Raw genomic sequence first — 15650 nt, forward strand, 5'->3', positions numbered from 1 at the left:
CCGCCCTCGATGGAAAGCGGTATCTAGAATCCGTCCTTCGCCTGCGCGGCCAGCTCTTCGCGAGTCATCGCGTCGAAGCCGAGCGCGGGCAGTAGTTCGTTCTCGCTGGTGAAGTCGCGGCCATAGGCGGCCGATAGCAGGGTCAGCCCCGCCTCGTGCAACGTCGCCGGCCGCCCGACGAGCCGGCCGAGCAGCACGGTAGGCAATAATCCGTACGGCGCATCTTCGAGAACATAGCGGCTCTCCAATGTCGCAGGCCCCAAGCCACCCTTTCCGCGGCCGTGCAGCTCGGCATTCATCTCCGCGATGCTGGCGACCGGAAGCTGGTAGGAAAAGGCATAGTGCTCGCGGATCGTCCTGACGGAAACGCCGAAGGCTTCGGCGATGGCGAGCCGCTCCGCATCCAGCGCCTCCATCACGCGCCCGACCGCGGGCGTGACGTTCTCGGCCTGCCCCCAGCTTTCGCCCCGCTCCATCCGGGTCAGATTGAACAGAGCGATGGCGAGATGGTTTTGCGGGTTGAGATTGCTCAACGCGATCGCGAGGAGGCCTTCGCGGAGGACGAAACGCTCGCCGAACAGGGAGGTACACAGCGCCTTCGCCTCGGCCGAAGCGTTCTGCGGCACCGACGCGAGATCGATCTTCGAACGCAGCGAATTCACGGTGACTTCGGTCGGGGAGACCTTGCGGCCGGTCGTCAGCGTGGTGCCCCATGCGATGATCGAAGCGCGCACTTTCCGCGCTGCCAGCAACCGCGAAAGATAGAGCGCGCCGAAGGAGGCATGCGAGCTGATGATGACGGGCTGCGCTTCCCTGAGATGAGGGGCAATCGCGTCGAACGCCATCTTGTGGGCATAGCCCGGCATCGCCAGCATCACGACGTCCGCGCTGGCCACGGCTTCCTCGGCACTGCCCGCGACGCGGGGGTGGATGCTAGCTTCGATCGCGCCCGTCGCGCGCAACGGTGCCCCGGCCGCGAGCGCCTCGGTGCTCCGGCCCGACGGTGACCAGAGCATGGGGTCATGTCCCATCGCCGATAGCTGGGCGGCGGCGCCGCAGGCAGCCGCCCCTGCGCCCAAGATACTAACGCGCATATGAAATCGCCTCTTCTGCTGGGAGCGGCCGTTCAGCAGAAATGGAGCCAGCCGCTTCGGAGAAACTGAAATTCGGTACATTTTGCGTCTTACGAGGCATTTCGACCCTTCGACGACTTGCGGTAGAGCAGCACCATCAAACCGCGCGACGGCTTCTCCGACGGGTTGCTGATGGAATGCGCGACGTCGACCGGGTATCGCGCTGTCTCACCTTGCCTCAGAAAATGGCGCGAGGCCCCGCTGGCGATCACGAACTCGCCCGACAGCGCCGTGAAATGCTCGACGGCTCCGGCTGCATGGGGGGAGCTGTCGAGGCATCCGTCCGGCGCGATCTCGACATCATACCATTCGATGTCGCCGGACAGGCTGGGCGGACTCAGGATGCGCAGCTGACAGGAGCTGTCAGCACTCCGGATCGCCGGCGTGTGCTCCAGCGACAGCATCTCGATGGCGTTGTCGGCACCTGACGTCGCCTGCCCCTCCCCCAGCAACGCAACGAAGTCGATGCCCAATCCACGCGTCAGGCTCCAGAGCACGGCAAAGGTCGGATTGGCCTCCCCGCGCTCGATCTGCGACAGCATCGATTTTGAAACGCCCGATAGCGCAGAGAGCTGCTGCAACGTCAGGCCCCGCTCCTTGCGTCGGCGTTGGAGAAGCGGGCCGATCTGAGGGGCGTTCAGCTCGCTCATCGGCCCCTCGTCAATGCGTCAGGACTTGCTTCAGGAATTGCTTCGCCCGCTCCGAGGCGGGGGCCGTGAAGAACTGGTCCTTGGGCGTATCCTCGACGATCTCTCCGCGATCCATGAACAGAACGCGATCCGCGACGCGCTGGGCAAAACCCATCTCATGTGTGACGACGACCATGGTCATGCCTTCGAGGGCAAGTTCCTGCATGACCTCCAGAACCTCGTTGATCATTTCGGGGTCGAGCGCAGAGGTGGGCTCGTCGAACAGCATCGCCTGCGGGTTCATCGCCAAGGCGCGAGCGATCGACACCCGCTGCTGCTGCCCGCCGGAGAGTTGAGACGGGCGGTTGCTGAGTTTGTCGCCGAGGCCGACCCGCGTCAGGATCTTTGCGGAACGCTCGTCGGCCTCCTTCTGCGAACGCTTGAGCACATGGACCTGCGCCAGGCTGACGTTTTGCAGCGCCGTCATATGCGGGTAGAGCTCGAAACTCTGAAAGACCATGCCGATCCGCGAGCGCAAGGCGGGAAGATCGGTTTTCGGCGACGAGACCGAGATGCCGTCGACGGTGATCGTACCCTGCTCGAAAGGCACCAGGCCATTGATGCATTTGATCAGCGTGCTCTTGCCGGATCCCGACGGCCCGCAGACCACCACGACCTCCCCCAGACGGATTTCGGCCGAACAGCCCCGCAAGATTTTCTGGGAACCGTAAGATTTGTGCACGTCATCCAGAACGATCATGACGGGCGCCCCTTCCTGTAGAATTCGGCGGTCTTCGTGACGGAGAGGCAGATCACCAGATAGACGACGGCAACCAACAGATACATTTCGGTCGCGCGCCCGTCGCGCGCTGCGACGACGCTCGCGGCGGTGAGGAAGTCGTGCAGCGACACGACATAGACCAGCGACGTATCCTGGAAGACGATCACGATCTGGTTGAGGATCAGCGGCCCCATGGCCCGCATCGCCTGCGGCATCACGATCAGCCGCAGCACCTGCCAGCGGCGTAGGCCCGTCGCCAGCCCCGCATCGCTCTGGCCCTTGCGAACGCTGCCGATGCCGGCGCGGATGATTTCGCAATAGAACGCCGCCTCGAACAGCACGAAGGCGATCAGGGCCGAGRTGAGCGAGCCGACCGGCCGCCCGATGGCGAGCGGGATCAGGAAATAGAACCAGAACAGCACCAGCACCAGCGGCAACGAGCGCATCACCGTGACGTAGGCGGCCGCGGGAACGGCAATCAGCCGGTGCGCAGACAGCCGCATCAGCGCCAGCCCAAAGCCGACGACGAGGCCGCCCAGCGTCGCGACCAGCACCAGCAGCGCGCTGAGCGCCATCCCCTCCGCGAGGAAACCGGACGAGCGGGCGATGACGCCCCAGTCGAAATCGCTCACGTCGTGGCCTTTCGCAGCGCAGCCCCGCCCATCCGGCTATCGATGAGGCGCATCAACCCGGTCGCGCACAGGCCGATGACCAGATAGCCGATGGTCGCGAAGGTGAAGGCCTCGAAGCCCTGGAAGGTGTAATTCTCCACATGGCGGCTCTGCGCGGTCAGCTCGAGCACGCCGATCGTCAGGCTGAGCGACGACAATTTGATCGTGATCAGGAATTCCGAAGTCAAAGGCCCGACGATGGCGCGCAGGCCGAGCGGCAGCGCGATCAGCCGAAAGGCCTGCATCGGGCGCAGGCCGGTCGCGAGAGCCGCCGGCAGCAGCGGCACGCCAACGGCCTCGATGCCTGCGCGAACCTGCTCGGCCACGCGAGAGCCGGCGAACAGGCCGATCGCGACCACGGCCGTGACGATCTCCGGATAGGGCAAATCGCGCTTCAACCAGAGGCCGACCGCATCGGGGACGATCTCCGGGAGGACGAAATACCAGAGAAACAGTTGAACGAGCGGGGGCACGCTCCGAAACACGTCGATATAGATGCCGGCCAGCAAACGAGCCACCGGCGACGGGGCGCTGCGGGCGACGCCCGCGACGGTGCCGATCGCGAGCGCAACAGCCCAACTCATCAGGCTGATCGCGAGGGTCAGGAGCACACCGCTCCACAGCCAATCGACGAAAGGCTCGCGTATCAGGACGGACCAGTCCCAGCGGTAATTCATCCGACCCCACCTATCGCCAAGGCAATCCCGAGACGCATTCCATTCCGATATACTGGAATTGGCCCATTGCCAGACGACAATGTCAATCTCGAAATTATCTTGCCGGAAATTTCAATACACGAGGGGTGGCGTTTGCTATATTGCCGTCCACATCGGAAAATAGGACACATTGGATAAGCATATTGCTTATTGTCGACAATAAAAACAAGCGTCAAGGCGCGCAAATTATTCCACTATAACGAAAATAACATACGCGGCTAAGAAGCCGACGCGTGACCTCGAGCCCATCGAAGGCAAGTCGCTGGCATTCACTCACATCTTGTCAGTAAGCATCGCGAAAGCGTCGGTCGCGCGAAGCAGGGCTACGCGAATCGCAGCGCCCCATGAGCGCGCGTCGGCAGGCAGCGCGAGGCGTGGGAGACGTGGATGGAAGACGCCTGGGGCCGGGCGAAAGACCTTCGCGTACCCTGCGCGATGGCTCAATTCTGGTGCGCGTCGCGTGAAAAAGGAAGACGCCCTTTGAACTATAGCCGTCCATGCGACGTCAGCACCGGCACGCAAACACCCCCGTCACATGGCGTGGGACCGCGGCAACCCCGGTCACACATGGATCGCGCCCGGCGATTCCCGATGGCCTATGCTCGTCGCAATCCGCGAATATTGCCGTAGACCTTGGCGTCAGGCCGCTGCTTTCGCCGTCACACCAAGCTCGGCCAGCACGGCCTGCGGGCAAAGGCAAGCCGGATCGGTCGGTGGGGGGCCCCAGGCGGGCTGCCAGTCGAGATCCCCTTGCTGCCAGGCTGAAACGACCGCCTTCCATTGCTTGCGCTGCACAGATGCCTTTCGGCGCCGGACAGATCCGCTGTTTCGTTTAGCCATGATGGACTCGAAAGCTCATTGTGCGCCGCATCCGAAATTGTGCGACGCAGCAAGATAGCGGCCCGCCGCCCTAGCCGGCCATCCTCGTTTGGGCATCTCGACCATGCGTCGAAAGGACTAACCGAGAGGCTCCTTGCGCTTTGCCGCCCAGGCGTTCCTTCGGCGGGCTGCGACAGGCGCCCTGAGATAGCCGCGAGAAGAAGCCGTGACTTCGCTCCTGCATCGCGGCAGGATCGGCTTGGACAAGGAGCCCTCTATATGAAGAAGTTTCTCGCGGCGGCGTGCGGTCTGTTCTTGACGGGATGCGCCGCCTTCGGCGGCGCGATGGAGCCCCCGGGGCTCGATCCGATGCAAAGCACGGGAGAGACCTATGTTCCCCGATCAGCGGGAGGCTTCGAGCCGCCGCCGGCGGAGGAGCACATTACGAGCACCTGTACGATGAAAGGCCAGAACGTGAATTGCTACTGAGCGCGGCACTTTGGCGGAGCACTTTTCGGCCCGAAGAACGCCGGACAAGGCCGGCCGCGAGGTCATCGCCACCCTCGGAAACGCCTTCACAGTGAGCGGCGCGGGGTGGATCCCGTTCGAAATAATCGCGCGACGATCATGCTCAGCAACTTGATAATGAATGCGCCGATCAACAGCAGGATTCCGGCAATCACCACCGCCGCAGCGGTCTTTATGATTGCGATATCTTGCGAGTCAAAGAGAGAACACCACCAGGCGATGAAGTCCAGAAACCAGCCAAGTTGGGATTCGTCCGCCGAGAATTGATACATGGCGCACCGGCTAACCTGTAGCTGAGCAGCGAGCACGCTAACACGCGCGCCAGATGCGCTCAATTCGAAGCAGTTCTCACCGGGCAGGTTAGGCCGCCATGGCAGCCGGCATCAAGCCGCTCGGTGGTGCAGAAGCAGGCGATGGCGAATGCCTCGCCCGACAGCATGAAGGCGTCCCCGGCAGGCTGCCGTCGGTAGTCCGGCGCCCTCCTTCAGTTCGGCTCGGATTCGAAGCCGAACTCGAAGAGCGGGCCGCCCGCGCGCAAGCCCCGATCACGGCACGGCGGAGGCGAAGGCCGGTTGCCGGATTGGATCGGTCGCGCGCCGAACGCTCGGCCAAAGGCAAAAGCATAGCCGTGATCGACCGTCTTCCCGCTCCATCCGCCGCGACCATTTCGCCACATGGCCCCTCTCCCCCGCGCGGTCGAAGAGGATGTCGCCCCGGGCATATCGTTCGCGCCTCAAACGCGACAATTATATGAAAGTAAGATGGAGAACTATTCAGATATGTTTTCAATTTCAAACTAATTTTTCTTTCAATTACCTAGATTGATTTAGATATCACGCAAAAATGCCATAATTATAGTGTTGACATGAAGTGAGTTATACTCAGGATGCTGCACCGCACGCAGAACGGATTTTATGATTTCTGACCCATGGTGGACGCTATCTTGAACGAGTCACTGTCTGCGACCATTCATCGACTTCCGCGTCGCAATCGCTATGTGGTTGCCTCGATCCGCGACCAGGATGCGCTCGAAGCCTCTCCGCTCAGCGACCTTCTCGTGTTTGTTGATCCGGAGTCCGATACCGAAGGCCTGCGGGCCACGTTTCCGCTCATCGGCGTCGCGACATCCGATGAGGGGAGCAGCGCATTGAGAGCCGCGCTCAAGCGGTTCCGCAAGATGGGTACGCTGCCGGATATCCCGGTCGTCCGGCTGCAGGAAGGGGCGCTCGCGTCGGACGCGGAGCTTGTGGCCCGCGTGCTTGAGGGCGGTCTGGGGCGCCTGTCGCGGCACATGGCAAGCGCCAACACCGAACTCGCGACGCTGCGACGAGAGCGCGAGACGCTTTTCGAGAACTACCGTGCGCTTGAGAACGCATTCCACGCCCACAACTGGGATTCGGTCTCGGAAGTGTTCGGCCACGGGCCTTTCGTCGACCCCAAGGACCAGGGGCTCGCGGCCTTGCTGTGCGAATCCGAGATCGTGCAGCTCTTCCCGATCTCGAGCTATGCGGTCTCCGGCTTCGCCCTGCATTTTCGCGAAGCCCCGACCGACAAGACCGGCCGGCTCATCGTCACTCTCGACTATGTGGAGAGCAGCGAGGGCGTCGCGGAATGGCAAATTCCCTATGGCAGCGTTACTCAGGGCTGGAACTTCTTCTCCCTGCCCAAGGCATGCGACGGCAGCCCCCGCACGCTGCGGCTGAGGATTTCGGCCAGCGGCGGGCTGCCGCCCGAACTCTCTCTCGGCCACGTCATCACCAATGAGCGCTATGCCGCCCAGGCGCGGATGCCGCATGCCGACCTCGACATGCGCCCGCTCGCCCTCCGGATCTTCACCGGGCTCCCGGGCGCCCGTCCGACCGCCCTGCCGAATGTCTTTGCACCGTCCACGCTGATCTCCGGGCGGAAGATCGAGGACTATCGGCTGCCGGTCGAGCTCCTGCGTGCGGTCGCCAACGTCTCCTTGAGCCCGATCGAGCCGAGCTTTCAGACCGTGCGCTTTCTTGAGCTCGAGGATGCGATCGTCTGTCATCCGCTGAGCGAGGGCATCACCGCCGGCGCCGTCCGCCGGGTGGTTGCGCCTGGCACTGCGCGCATCTCGGCCCGCGCCGTCATCGATCACCCGGACGGCAAGCCAGGGACGGTCGGGCTGATGCTCGTCCCCTTGTCCGCCAATATCCGAAAGGAAATCGCTGCTCTGGCCGATGGCCGCGCATTGCCGCCCACGGCGTTCTTCAGCGGATGGATGGAGATCACGGCCGCGCAGCCGGTGGATATCAACTTCATGCTGGAAGCGCCGGCAACGCGCACCATGGATCTCGTCATCCTGAGCAAGGCTGCAACTCATTCGGTCGATTTCGCCTGGCTGAAGGTCTTCAATTTCCGGCTGGTGAAGTATCTGGAGAACAGCCCGGTCCGGGAGGTCGTCAATGCGTGACGAGCCTCAGGATCTGGTGGCCATCGCCATGCCGCTCTACGGCCATGCCGCGCTCGTGATCGAGGCATTGGAATCGGCCTTGGCTTCGGCAACGCAGTGCCGGCTCGCTATCGTCGTCTCGGTCGATGGCGACCCGCAGCACGAGGTGTTCGATCAGCTCGCGCTGCATGCCGCTGCGCATCCGGAGGTCCACGTGATCTTCGGAGAGAATGCCGGCCCGGGCGGCGCCCGCAACCGCGCGATCGACTACATCCTCGACGAACTGCCGGAAGCCAAGGCGGTCTATTTTCTCGACGCCGACAATCGCGTCCTGCCGAACACCGTCGAAACGCTCTATCGCCGGCTGAAGGCTGGCAAGGCGGGATGGGTCTACACGAATATCGACACCTTCTCGGTCAATTGGCGGGCCCATTACGGCAACAGCTATTCGCGCTTGATCCACTGCATCAGCGACAATATCTGCGACACCGGGTCCATGATCTCGATCGACGTCTTCCGGAGCGGCGTCCGCTTCGCGGAAGATCGGCAGAACGGCTTCGAGGACTGGGAATTCTGGCTCTCGGCCGTCGAAAAAGGGTTTGTCGGCGAGCCCTGTCATGACACCGCCTTCGAATACCGTCTGCGCGCCGAAAGTCGCTTCAAAGAGGCGAACCGCGACCGCTCGGCCTCGATGAGCTTCCTTCGCCGGCGCCACAAGGCGCTGTTCCGCCGGCCGACCCTCGTCGGCTTCGAGCATGAGGAAGCGCCGCGCTATGCTCTGATCCGCACCGGCGAGGGCATGCTCGACGTCTTCACCGATCCGATGCTGCCGCCCGGGCAGATCGGCTTCGACGAAGCGGTGCGAGCCTTCTGGGGCAATGTCGGCGAGCCCGACAATGTCCATTTCCCGCCCTTCGTCGCCGCATGCAGCAGCGAGACGCTCAAGCTCCTCGCCCGCTCGCGGCTCCTGCCGAACATTCTCTGCCATCTCGAGACCTTTGCGGAACGGCGCAACGTCGTCTTCGTCGAGCTCAACAACGTCGTTTCGCAGCGGAGCATCGAGTGGGAAATCCTGCCCTCCGGCGCTCAGCGCAGTGCGGCTGATCTGACCTTCGTCTCGACCGATCTGATCAGGAACGTCATCAAGGACGACGCGCTCGATTGGTTCTCGTCGATTGGCCGCGACCAGGCCTGGCCGACATCGGCACGCCTGAAAGTCAGCTTCCCCTTTCCGAAGGCGCGGCAACGCCGGTCGCTGATCCGGCCGGAGCAGGCGCTGCTCAATCTCGTCAGCGCGCTCACGACGAGCCCGCTGCGTGCGACGGCCTCGACGCGCTGGACATGGCGCCCCCGCCGGCTGCCTGCTTTGTCCGAGCTCTACAAGCTGCTCAGAACCGAGCTCGGCGGCTCACCCGTGCTGCCGCTGGCGCATCCGGCCGTGCCGCGCCGGACGGCAGCGGTGCTGGTGCCCAACGCCTCGTTCGGCGGAGCCGAAAAGGTCGCCTACGCGGCCGGGCGGGAATTGAGGCAGAACGGCTTCGAAACCCATCTTTTCGTGCTCGGCTCTGGACGGATGGAGGTGCTCGACGAATTCGACCAGGCATTCGACCATCTCCATTTCTGGAAGGACGGCGTGCCGGCCTGGGGCGCGAGCGGCCAGTTCCTCGGCCAGGATTTCATCACCGACGAGCACGGCCTCGACTGGGCCGGGCTGAAGGGCCTGCTTTCCGGCTTCGACCTGATCGTCAACAACCATGTCATGGCGGCCCATCCGCTGATGGCGCAGTTCCGCTCCGCCGGAACCCGCACGGCCTGCTATCTCCACGTCGTCGATGAGACCGCGCTTCGGCGCCCGGCCGGGCAGCCCTATGCCGCCATCGCCTTCGAGCATGCCTATGACGCCTTCCTGACCTGCTCGGAGCAATTGAAGAGCTACCTGCACAGTTTCGGCGTCCCCTTCGGCAAGATCTTCGCCGTGCCGAATGCGGCGAGCTTCTCCATCGACGCGAAGCTGCGGACCCAGGTGACGGAGGCGCGCAAGGCCGGGCGCGGGAGTGAGCCGCTGCGCCTGCTCTATATGGGCCGGCTCGACCGGCAGAAGGGCATCGACCGGCTGCATGGCGCACTTGTCCAGCTCAAGCAGCGGGATGTCGCCTTCGAGGCCCGGGCCGTCGGCGGCGAAATCCTCTCCGACGACCCCAGCTCGTCCTGGATGACGCGCTTGCGGGATATCGACGTCGAGGTCGTCCCGCCGGTCTTCGCCGCCAAGGACCTCGCGGCGCATCTCGCCTGGGCAGATGTCCTGGTCATGCCGTCGCGTTGGGAGGGCGCGCCCCTGATGATCGCGGAGGCGCAGCAGCTCGGCTGCGTCCCGATGGCGACCGCAGTCGGCGCCGTCGACGAACTGGTCGTCGACGGCCAGGACGGCGTCCTGATTGCGAATGCGGCCGACGCGCAAATCGTGGTCGAAATGGCCCGGACGATCGCCATCCTCGCGCGGGACCGCGCCACGCTTGGCCGCCTGGCCGAAGGCGCGCTCGCGACGGCAGCGCAACGTTCCTGGAGCGCTTCCTTCGCCGATTTCATCGCATGGAGCGAGGCTATCGCACCCGCTGCTCCCATCCAACGCAACGCCGCTGCAGGCAAGCTCGCAGACGACGAGGCTACGGCCGAGACCACGCTCTCCGTCCGTGCCGTCGCGTGACGATCAACGGAAGATCCTGAAGCCATGGCCCCCAGAATTCTTGTCACCGGCATACCGAGCCATCTCACCCGCCTCATCCAGAAGGCAGAGGGCGCCCAAGTCTTCTATTCGGAGAAGGCGCAGCAGCCCGAGAGCAAGGAGGCCTTCCTCCGCGAGCTCAAGAACATCAGCAATACCGGCAACTATCTGATCGGCGAAGGCGCGCTGCGGGCGCTGTCGCCGAACGCGACGCATATCCCGTTCTGGCATCTGTGGAACGCCGTCAACAACGGCACCGGGCTCGACACGATCAACGATCGCTTCGACATTTGCGTCTTCACCTGCGCCAATCTGTTGCGCAAGGGCCTGTCGGCCGATGCCGAAGCGCTGGTGCTCTCGAAGCTCGACATGCCCGTCGTGATGCTCGGCATCGGGATCCAGAACCGGCCCGATCTCGAACAATCCTTGCCCGAGGGCACGCAGCGCCTGCTGAAGGTCCTGAAGGAAAGGGAGCATTATTTCCTGACACGTGGCGAGGAGACCGCCGCCTATCTCAGGGATCAGGGCTTCTCCTTCGTCCGGCCGGTCGGCTGCCCCTCTCTCTATTTCCAGCCGGCCAATGTCCGGCGCGCCTTGCGCCGGCTACCGGACGTGAAGGTCGGCGAATGCCGCACGGTCTTCACCGGCTATATGGGCGCTGAGCTCAACACGATCGGCGATATGAATGCGCTGTCCTCGAATGACGGGCGCTCATCCTATGTGGTGCAGGACGAACTGCTGCATTTCGACATGCAGGTCGAGCCGGACGCCGATGGCCGCGTCTACAATTCCGCCTCGGGCGCGGTCATAGGGGACCTGACATTCAAGGGCTCGAACGAGCTGAAGAAGAAGATCAACGTCCATGCCTTCTTCGACACCAATCAGTGGCGGGCCTGGACCTCGTCGATGGACTTCGCCTTCGGCCGGCGCTTCCACGGCAACGTCATCGCGCTGCAGGCCGGTGTTCCCAGCCTGATCGTGGCCGTCGACGACCGCATGCGCGAGATGCTGAACTTTTCCGGGCTGCCCAAGGTCGAAGCCGCCGATTTCAACAGCGCCAAGGATCGCGCCGCCTTCGTCGCCGATCACCTCGCCGCGATGAACATTCCGCAGGTCGTCGAGACCTATTCCGAGCGTGAGCGCAATTTCCGCTCGGTCTTGAACGAGATCGGCATCGCCTGATGCCGGTTTGAGCATTTTCGAGCGAAGCGGACACCGGTTCGCGTGAAGAAAATGCGGCGAAACGAAGAGATTGAGCACTTCCGTGTCGGAACGGCGCGGAAGTGCTCTGGGCAAAACGGGGCTTAAGGGCAGACTGACATGCGGATCATGGTCACAGGCATACCATCCTACCTGATGCGGACCGTCGAGAGTGCATCAGGAGCGACCGTCAGGCACCGCCCATATTTCGAGCCGGTGCGAACCAAGAATGACCTGATCTCCCAGGTCAAGAAGATCGCCAATACCGGCAATTACCTGATCGGCGAAGGGGCCGCCAACAGCGTGCGCGGCCATGACGTGACCTATGTGCCGTTCTGGCATCTGGCAAACAACGTCAATTCGCCGGAAACCTACGAGGCGCTGAACCAGAGCTTCGATCTGTGCCTGTTCGCCTCGGCCAATCTGCTGCGGCCGGGCTATGCGGCGACGACCGAGTCCTTCGTGTTCGAGCGGCTCAACATGCCGATCGTGGTCATGGGCATCGGCATCCAGAAGAAGGAGAACCTTCAGGATGCCCTGCCGGAAGGCACGCGCCGTTTCCTCAACGTACTCAAGAAGAAGGAAAGCTTCTTTCTGACGCGGGGCCATTTCACGGCCGATTTCCTCAAGGCCGAAGGCTTGAAATACGTCCGTCCGACCGGCTGCCCGTCACTGTACTATGAGCCGGCGGCAATGAAGCGCTCGCTCAGCCACCTCGCCGATCCCGATCTCGCGGACTCGCAGAGGATCGCCTTCGGCGGCTATCTCGGCAGCGTGCCGGACACGATCGTCGACGCGCATGCGCTGCTGCGGCAGGACAGCGTCGCGAGCTATGTCATCCAGGACGAGATCACCGTCTACAACCTCAACATCCTCGCCGAGGAGACAGGCGACGCCTACGATCAGGCCGCCGGCCGCATCGTCGCCAAGACCGAGTACAAGCACGCCGAGAAATGGCAGCGGGACTGCGAATTCCGCGTCTTCTTCGACACGCATAAATGGCGCAGCTGGGTATCGGGGCAGGATTTCTGCTTCGGCCGCCGCTTCCACGGCTCGATCATCGGCATGCAGGCCGGCGTGCCGGCATTGATGATCGCGGTCGACGACCGCATGCGCGAGATGCTCGATTTCGTGGGCTTCCCCTATATCGAGGCGTCGGTCTGGAACCGCGAAGCGAAGAAGAAGGCCTTCCTGCAGGATTTCCTCTCGAAGATCGACGTACCGGCGGCGATCCATCGCTATTCGGCTTGCGAGGAGAACTTCAACGCGGCGCTCAAGGATATCGGTATCCGCTGATGGCAGGAGGTGCGCGCAGAGCCATAGGATGGAGCTGGCGTACCGGAGAGTCGGCGCTGCTGCGCCGGCTGATCCCCCTTGTCGCTGCGTCGGGCTTGGCGGTTGCTGCCCTCGCGGCGCCGCCCGCGCCCACGCAGTTCGGCGTCAACCGCGTCAATCTCGCCTGGGTCGACGCCGCCGGCCGCGAGAAGGTGCTGGATCAGATCGCGCAGAGCGGCATCCGCTCGGTGCGGCTCTCCCTGACCAATCCGATGGATGGCAGCATCGACGCCGTCCGGCTGGCCCATCAAAAGGGCCTCGCCATCCTCCTTGAGATCTCGCTCAACAACGCCGCCCTCTACCCCGAGGGCACCAAGCCGCGCTCGGGCCGCGGCCGGATCTGGGACATGTATCGCCTCTCCGACATCTCTCCGGAGCACTATCGCGCGGTCCTGCGCGACGCCCTGCAACGGATCGACCGGCTCGGCGTCCCCCTCATCGCCGTCGAACCCGGCAACGAGATCAACTGGGGCGCCTATAACGGCGATCTCGATATCAGGCCCGAAGCCAACAGCCGGACGGCCCGCTCGCTTCGGGACGTATCGGACCCGGATGCGGTCGCGCGCGGTGCGGCGAACTACGTCGAACTGCTGAAGGTCACCCGCGCCGAACTGGCAAAGACGACGCTCAGCGCCGGCGCCAAAATCATCTCGGCCGGGCTCTCGGACATCCCGCCGGAGCATGCCGACCGACGCGGCATCGACAGCATTGACCCGGCGAGCTTCACCGCCCTCATGCGCGAGCATGGGCTCGATCAGGCCGCCGATGGCTATGGCATCCATATCTATCCCGGAGGCGACCGCTCGCCGGCCGCCCGCGAACAGCATATCGAGCAGGCCCTTACGATCTGCCGCGCGGGCCCGGCGGAGGGCAAGCCCTGCTGGGTCACCGAATGGGGCTTCGCCAACACCGCAAAGACCTGCCCCGCGGATGACAGCCGCCGTGAACGGCTGGTCAAGGCGACCCGCGAACGCTTCGCGGATCTCATGCGCGACGGCCGGATCGCTGCCGCCTTCTATTTCGACTGGGACGCGACGACCTATGGCATCTGGCGCTGCGGCGAACTCTCTCCCGCTGGCCGGGCCGCGGTGACGCCTTGACGATGAAAACCCTGATCATCGGCGGTTCCAACACTGTCATGCAGCCCGGCTACCTCTCCGCGCTGCTCTCGGTCATGGCGCGGCGCGGCGTTGCGCTCGATATCGTCGCGGACCTCGCGGTTGGCGGCACGACGAGTGCCTTCGGCCTCTACCAGCTCAAGCTGCATGAGCAGGAACTCGCCGATTGCGACCTGCTGCTGATCGAATATGCGCTCAACGACGCCTTCGTCTATGGCGACGAGCGGCGCCCGTTCCGGCACTGGGCGCGCTTCTACGAGGGCATCATCCGCTTCGCCCGCGAGCGAAACCCAAAGCTCAGGATCGCCACCCTCGTCTTCGGCGCCCGCAACGGCTCGTTCCTGACAGCCGTGCCCGCGATCGACGCCGGGATCGCCTATATCTCGCAATGGTATGGGACGACCTGCATCGATGTCTCGCGGCTGCTCATGCAGCGCCTCGGGCGCGAGGTCGTCGGCCATCCCAGCTTCTACTCCGACCAGGGCCATTATGCCCGGCCGGTGGCGACAACCATCGTCGCCAACCTGATCGCAGATGAATTGGAGCCGGCCCTCGCCGCCCCTCCTCGCTCCGCCGCGTTGCCGCCCGCGATCGATCCCGAGCATTTCGCCAATGCCCGGGCGCTCGACGGCGCGTGGCTGGCCAAGCGGCTCGGGCGGCCAGTGGTCGATTATGCCAACCGCCGCTTCTCGGTGGCGGCCGTAGATCTCGGGCGGGACCGGCTGCGTTTCGACATCGACAAGGGCATGCTGCTCGCCTTGAGCTATGTCTGCGAGCCCCGCACGCCCCCGCTGGATCTGCGGGCCGGCGACGAGATGCACCGTGCAGCGCTGCTCAAGGGCGGCGTGCGCGACGGCACCTACAAGTTCCTGGTCTCGATGCTGAGCTTCGAGTTCCTCTATGGCCCGGCGCTTCTCGACATGCAGCAGACGCGCACGCTGACGCTCTCCGGGGGAACCGCAGCCGCTGGGCACAAATTGCATGTGCCTAAAGATAGCGTTCGGCACGAAACCTTTCCGGCAGAGCCAGCCCTTCCGATCACGGGCATTCTCTTCACCGGAAATCTCAAGACCTGCGCCATCGAGAGCGCCAGCACGCAGCGGCCCTCGACCTCGGATCGACCAGCCGAGGCGGCGACCGCATAGCAGCGTCGGCCCGCGCTGGCATACCAAGGGCAACACATACCCGGACTGGCCGCCGCCGGCGGGAGGCCTCGGGTTGAGGCTTTGGCGATGCCACCCCATCGCATCCGGCAGCAGCTTCGTTTCGAGTTCCCGATGATTCGATCGCGTCGCGTCCTCTGCGTTGTTTTCGTTGTGTTTGCGTGCTTGCGCGGTCGGTTTCGGCGCGGCTCGCCACGACGAAGCCGCCCTTTTGGGGCGGTTTTTGGCGCTTTTCTCTTGTTTTTTTGGATTTTAGACGCAAAAACCCGTCGCTGCTTGCGACGGGTTTTTGTGTTTGGTTGCGGGGGCCAGATTTGAACTGACGACCTTCAGGTTATGAGCCTGACGAGCTACCGGGCTGCTCCACCCCGCGGTAAGGATATGGGACCTTTTGAGGTCTTTTTAAACGGCTGCGCGGC

The 15650-nt window shown here is 63.7% G+C and carries 13 protein-coding genes and 1 tRNA gene; 7 read left to right on the forward strand and 7 right to left on the reverse strand.

Features of this window, described 5'->3' with window-relative positions; translation table 11 throughout:
* Positions 1-23: 23 nt before the first annotated feature.
* From AC1DE3_RS17295 to AC1DE3_RS17315, 5 genes are all read right to left on the reverse strand, one after another.
* Complete coding sequence (locus AC1DE3_RS17295; protein ID WP_476797554.1) at positions 24-1094, reverse strand: NAD/NADP octopine/nopaline dehydrogenase family protein; 1071 nt, start codon at positions 1092-1094, stop codon at positions 24-26.
* A gap of 89 nt (positions 1095-1183) precedes the next feature.
* A complete protein-coding gene (locus tag AC1DE3_RS17300; RefSeq protein WP_476852602.1) occupies positions 1184-1783 on the reverse strand; it encodes a helix-turn-helix domain-containing protein in 600 nt (199 codons plus the stop codon).
* 10 nt (positions 1784-1793) lie between these two features.
* Positions 1794-2522: an amino acid ABC transporter ATP-binding protein gene (locus AC1DE3_RS17305; protein ID WP_441513883.1), complete on the reverse strand. Its 729-nt coding sequence runs from the start codon at positions 2520-2522 to the stop codon at positions 1794-1796.
* On the reverse strand, positions 2519-3175 hold the full coding sequence (locus AC1DE3_RS17310; RefSeq protein WP_476852603.1) for an amino acid ABC transporter permease: 657 nt from the start codon (positions 3173-3175) through the stop codon (positions 2519-2521). Before AC1DE3_RS17310 ends, AC1DE3_RS17305 begins: the two co-directional genes overlap by 4 nt.
* Positions 3172-3891, reverse strand: coding sequence for an amino acid ABC transporter permease (locus AC1DE3_RS17315; protein ID WP_476797555.1), 720 nt, complete (start codon positions 3889-3891; stop codon positions 3172-3174). Before AC1DE3_RS17315 ends, AC1DE3_RS17310 begins: the two co-directional genes overlap by 4 nt.
* A gap of 1137 nt (positions 3892-5028) precedes the next feature.
* Between AC1DE3_RS17315 and AC1DE3_RS17320 the strand changes: the two genes are divergently transcribed.
* Positions 5029-5238 carry a hypothetical protein gene (locus AC1DE3_RS17320; RefSeq protein WP_441513880.1) on the forward strand — a complete coding sequence of 70 codons (210 nt, stop codon included), beginning with the start codon at positions 5029-5031 and terminating at the stop codon, positions 5236-5238.
* Positions 5239-5324: 86 nt separating this feature from the next.
* Here AC1DE3_RS17320 and AC1DE3_RS17325 read toward each other — a convergent pair whose 3' ends face one another.
* Positions 5325-5549, reverse strand: a complete 225-nt coding sequence (locus AC1DE3_RS17325; protein WP_476797556.1) for a hypothetical protein — start codon at positions 5547-5549, stop codon at positions 5325-5327.
* Between the two features lie 656 nt (positions 5550-6205).
* Here AC1DE3_RS17325 and AC1DE3_RS17330 point away from each other — a divergent pair.
* The 6 genes from AC1DE3_RS17330 to AC1DE3_RS17355 all read left to right on the forward strand — a co-directional run bounded on the left by AC1DE3_RS17330 (position 6206) and on the right by AC1DE3_RS17355 (position 15213).
* Positions 6206-7714 carry a DUF6212 domain-containing protein gene (locus AC1DE3_RS17330; protein WP_476797557.1) on the forward strand — a complete coding sequence of 503 codons (1509 nt, stop codon included), beginning with the start codon at positions 6206-6208 and terminating at the stop codon, positions 7712-7714.
* The gene (locus AC1DE3_RS17335; protein WP_476797558.1) at positions 7707-10397 is read left to right on the forward strand and encodes a glycosyltransferase; all 2691 of its coding nucleotides are present in this window, start codon (positions 7707-7709) and stop codon (positions 10395-10397) included. The genes AC1DE3_RS17330 and AC1DE3_RS17335 overlap by 8 nt, the downstream gene beginning before the upstream one ends.
* 24 nt (positions 10398-10421) lie before the next feature.
* Positions 10422-11597, forward strand: a complete 1176-nt coding sequence (locus AC1DE3_RS17340) for a polysaccharide pyruvyl transferase family protein (RefSeq protein WP_441513876.1) — start codon at positions 10422-10424, stop codon at positions 11595-11597.
* Positions 11598-11735: 138 nt separating this feature from the next.
* Entirely contained in the window at positions 11736-12911 is a 1176-nt protein-coding gene (locus AC1DE3_RS17345) for a polysaccharide pyruvyl transferase family protein (RefSeq protein ID WP_441513875.1), read from the forward strand.
* Complete coding sequence (locus AC1DE3_RS17350; RefSeq protein ID WP_476852604.1) at positions 12911-14050, forward strand: glycoside hydrolase; 1140 nt, start codon at positions 12911-12913, stop codon at positions 14048-14050. The genes AC1DE3_RS17345 and AC1DE3_RS17350 overlap by 1 nt, the downstream gene beginning before the upstream one ends.
* Positions 14051-14052: 2 nt before the next feature.
* Positions 14053-15213, forward strand: coding sequence for an SGNH/GDSL hydrolase family protein (locus AC1DE3_RS17355; RefSeq protein ID WP_476797563.1), 1161 nt, complete (start codon positions 14053-14055; stop codon positions 15211-15213).
* A gap of 314 nt (positions 15214-15527) precedes the next feature.
* Here the strand turns inward: AC1DE3_RS17355 and AC1DE3_RS17360 are convergent.
* A tRNA-Met gene (locus tag AC1DE3_RS17360) sits at positions 15528-15604 on the reverse strand.
* Between the last annotated feature and the right edge of the window lie 46 nt (positions 15605-15650).

This window comes from Allobosea sp. 10L417 (assembly GCF_056395485.1).

What these genes read in the sequence shown, in the direction of transcription:
- AC1DE3_RS17295 (WP_476797554.1), bottom strand. Translation starts at nt 1,094, where the DNA reads ATGCGCGTTAGTATCTTGGGCGCAGGGGCGGCTGCCTGCGGCGCCGCC.
- AC1DE3_RS17300 (WP_476852602.1), bottom strand. Translation starts at nt 1,783, where the DNA reads ATGAGCGAGCTGAACGCCCCTCAGATCGGCCCGCTTCTCCAACGCCGA.
- AC1DE3_RS17305 (WP_441513883.1), bottom strand. Translation starts at nt 2,522, where the DNA reads ATGATCGTTCTGGATGACGTGCACAAATCTTACGGTTCCCAGAAAATC.
- AC1DE3_RS17315 (WP_476797555.1), bottom strand. Translation starts at nt 3,891, where the DNA reads ATGAATTACCGCTGGGACTGGTCCGTCCTGATACGCGAGCCTTTCGTC.
- AC1DE3_RS17320 (WP_441513880.1), top strand. Translation starts at nt 5,029, where the DNA reads ATGAAGAAGTTTCTCGCGGCGGCGTGCGGTCTGTTCTTGACGGGATGC.
- AC1DE3_RS17325 (WP_476797556.1), bottom strand. Translation starts at nt 5,549, where the DNA reads ATGTATCAATTCTCGGCGGACGAATCCCAACTTGGCTGGTTTCTGGAC.
- AC1DE3_RS17330 (WP_476797557.1), top strand. Translation starts at nt 6,206, where the DNA reads ATGGTGGACGCTATCTTGAACGAGTCACTGTCTGCGACCATTCATCGA.
- AC1DE3_RS17335 (WP_476797558.1), top strand. Translation starts at nt 7,707, where the DNA reads ATGCGTGACGAGCCTCAGGATCTGGTGGCCATCGCCATGCCGCTCTAC.
- AC1DE3_RS17340 (WP_441513876.1), top strand. Translation starts at nt 10,422, where the DNA reads ATGGCCCCCAGAATTCTTGTCACCGGCATACCGAGCCATCTCACCCGC.
- AC1DE3_RS17345 (WP_441513875.1), top strand. Translation starts at nt 11,736, where the DNA reads ATGCGGATCATGGTCACAGGCATACCATCCTACCTGATGCGGACCGTC.
- AC1DE3_RS17350 (WP_476852604.1), top strand. Translation starts at nt 12,911, where the DNA reads ATGGCAGGAGGTGCGCGCAGAGCCATAGGATGGAGCTGGCGTACCGGA.
- AC1DE3_RS17355 (WP_476797563.1), top strand. Translation starts at nt 14,053, where the DNA reads ATGAAAACCCTGATCATCGGCGGTTCCAACACTGTCATGCAGCCCGGC.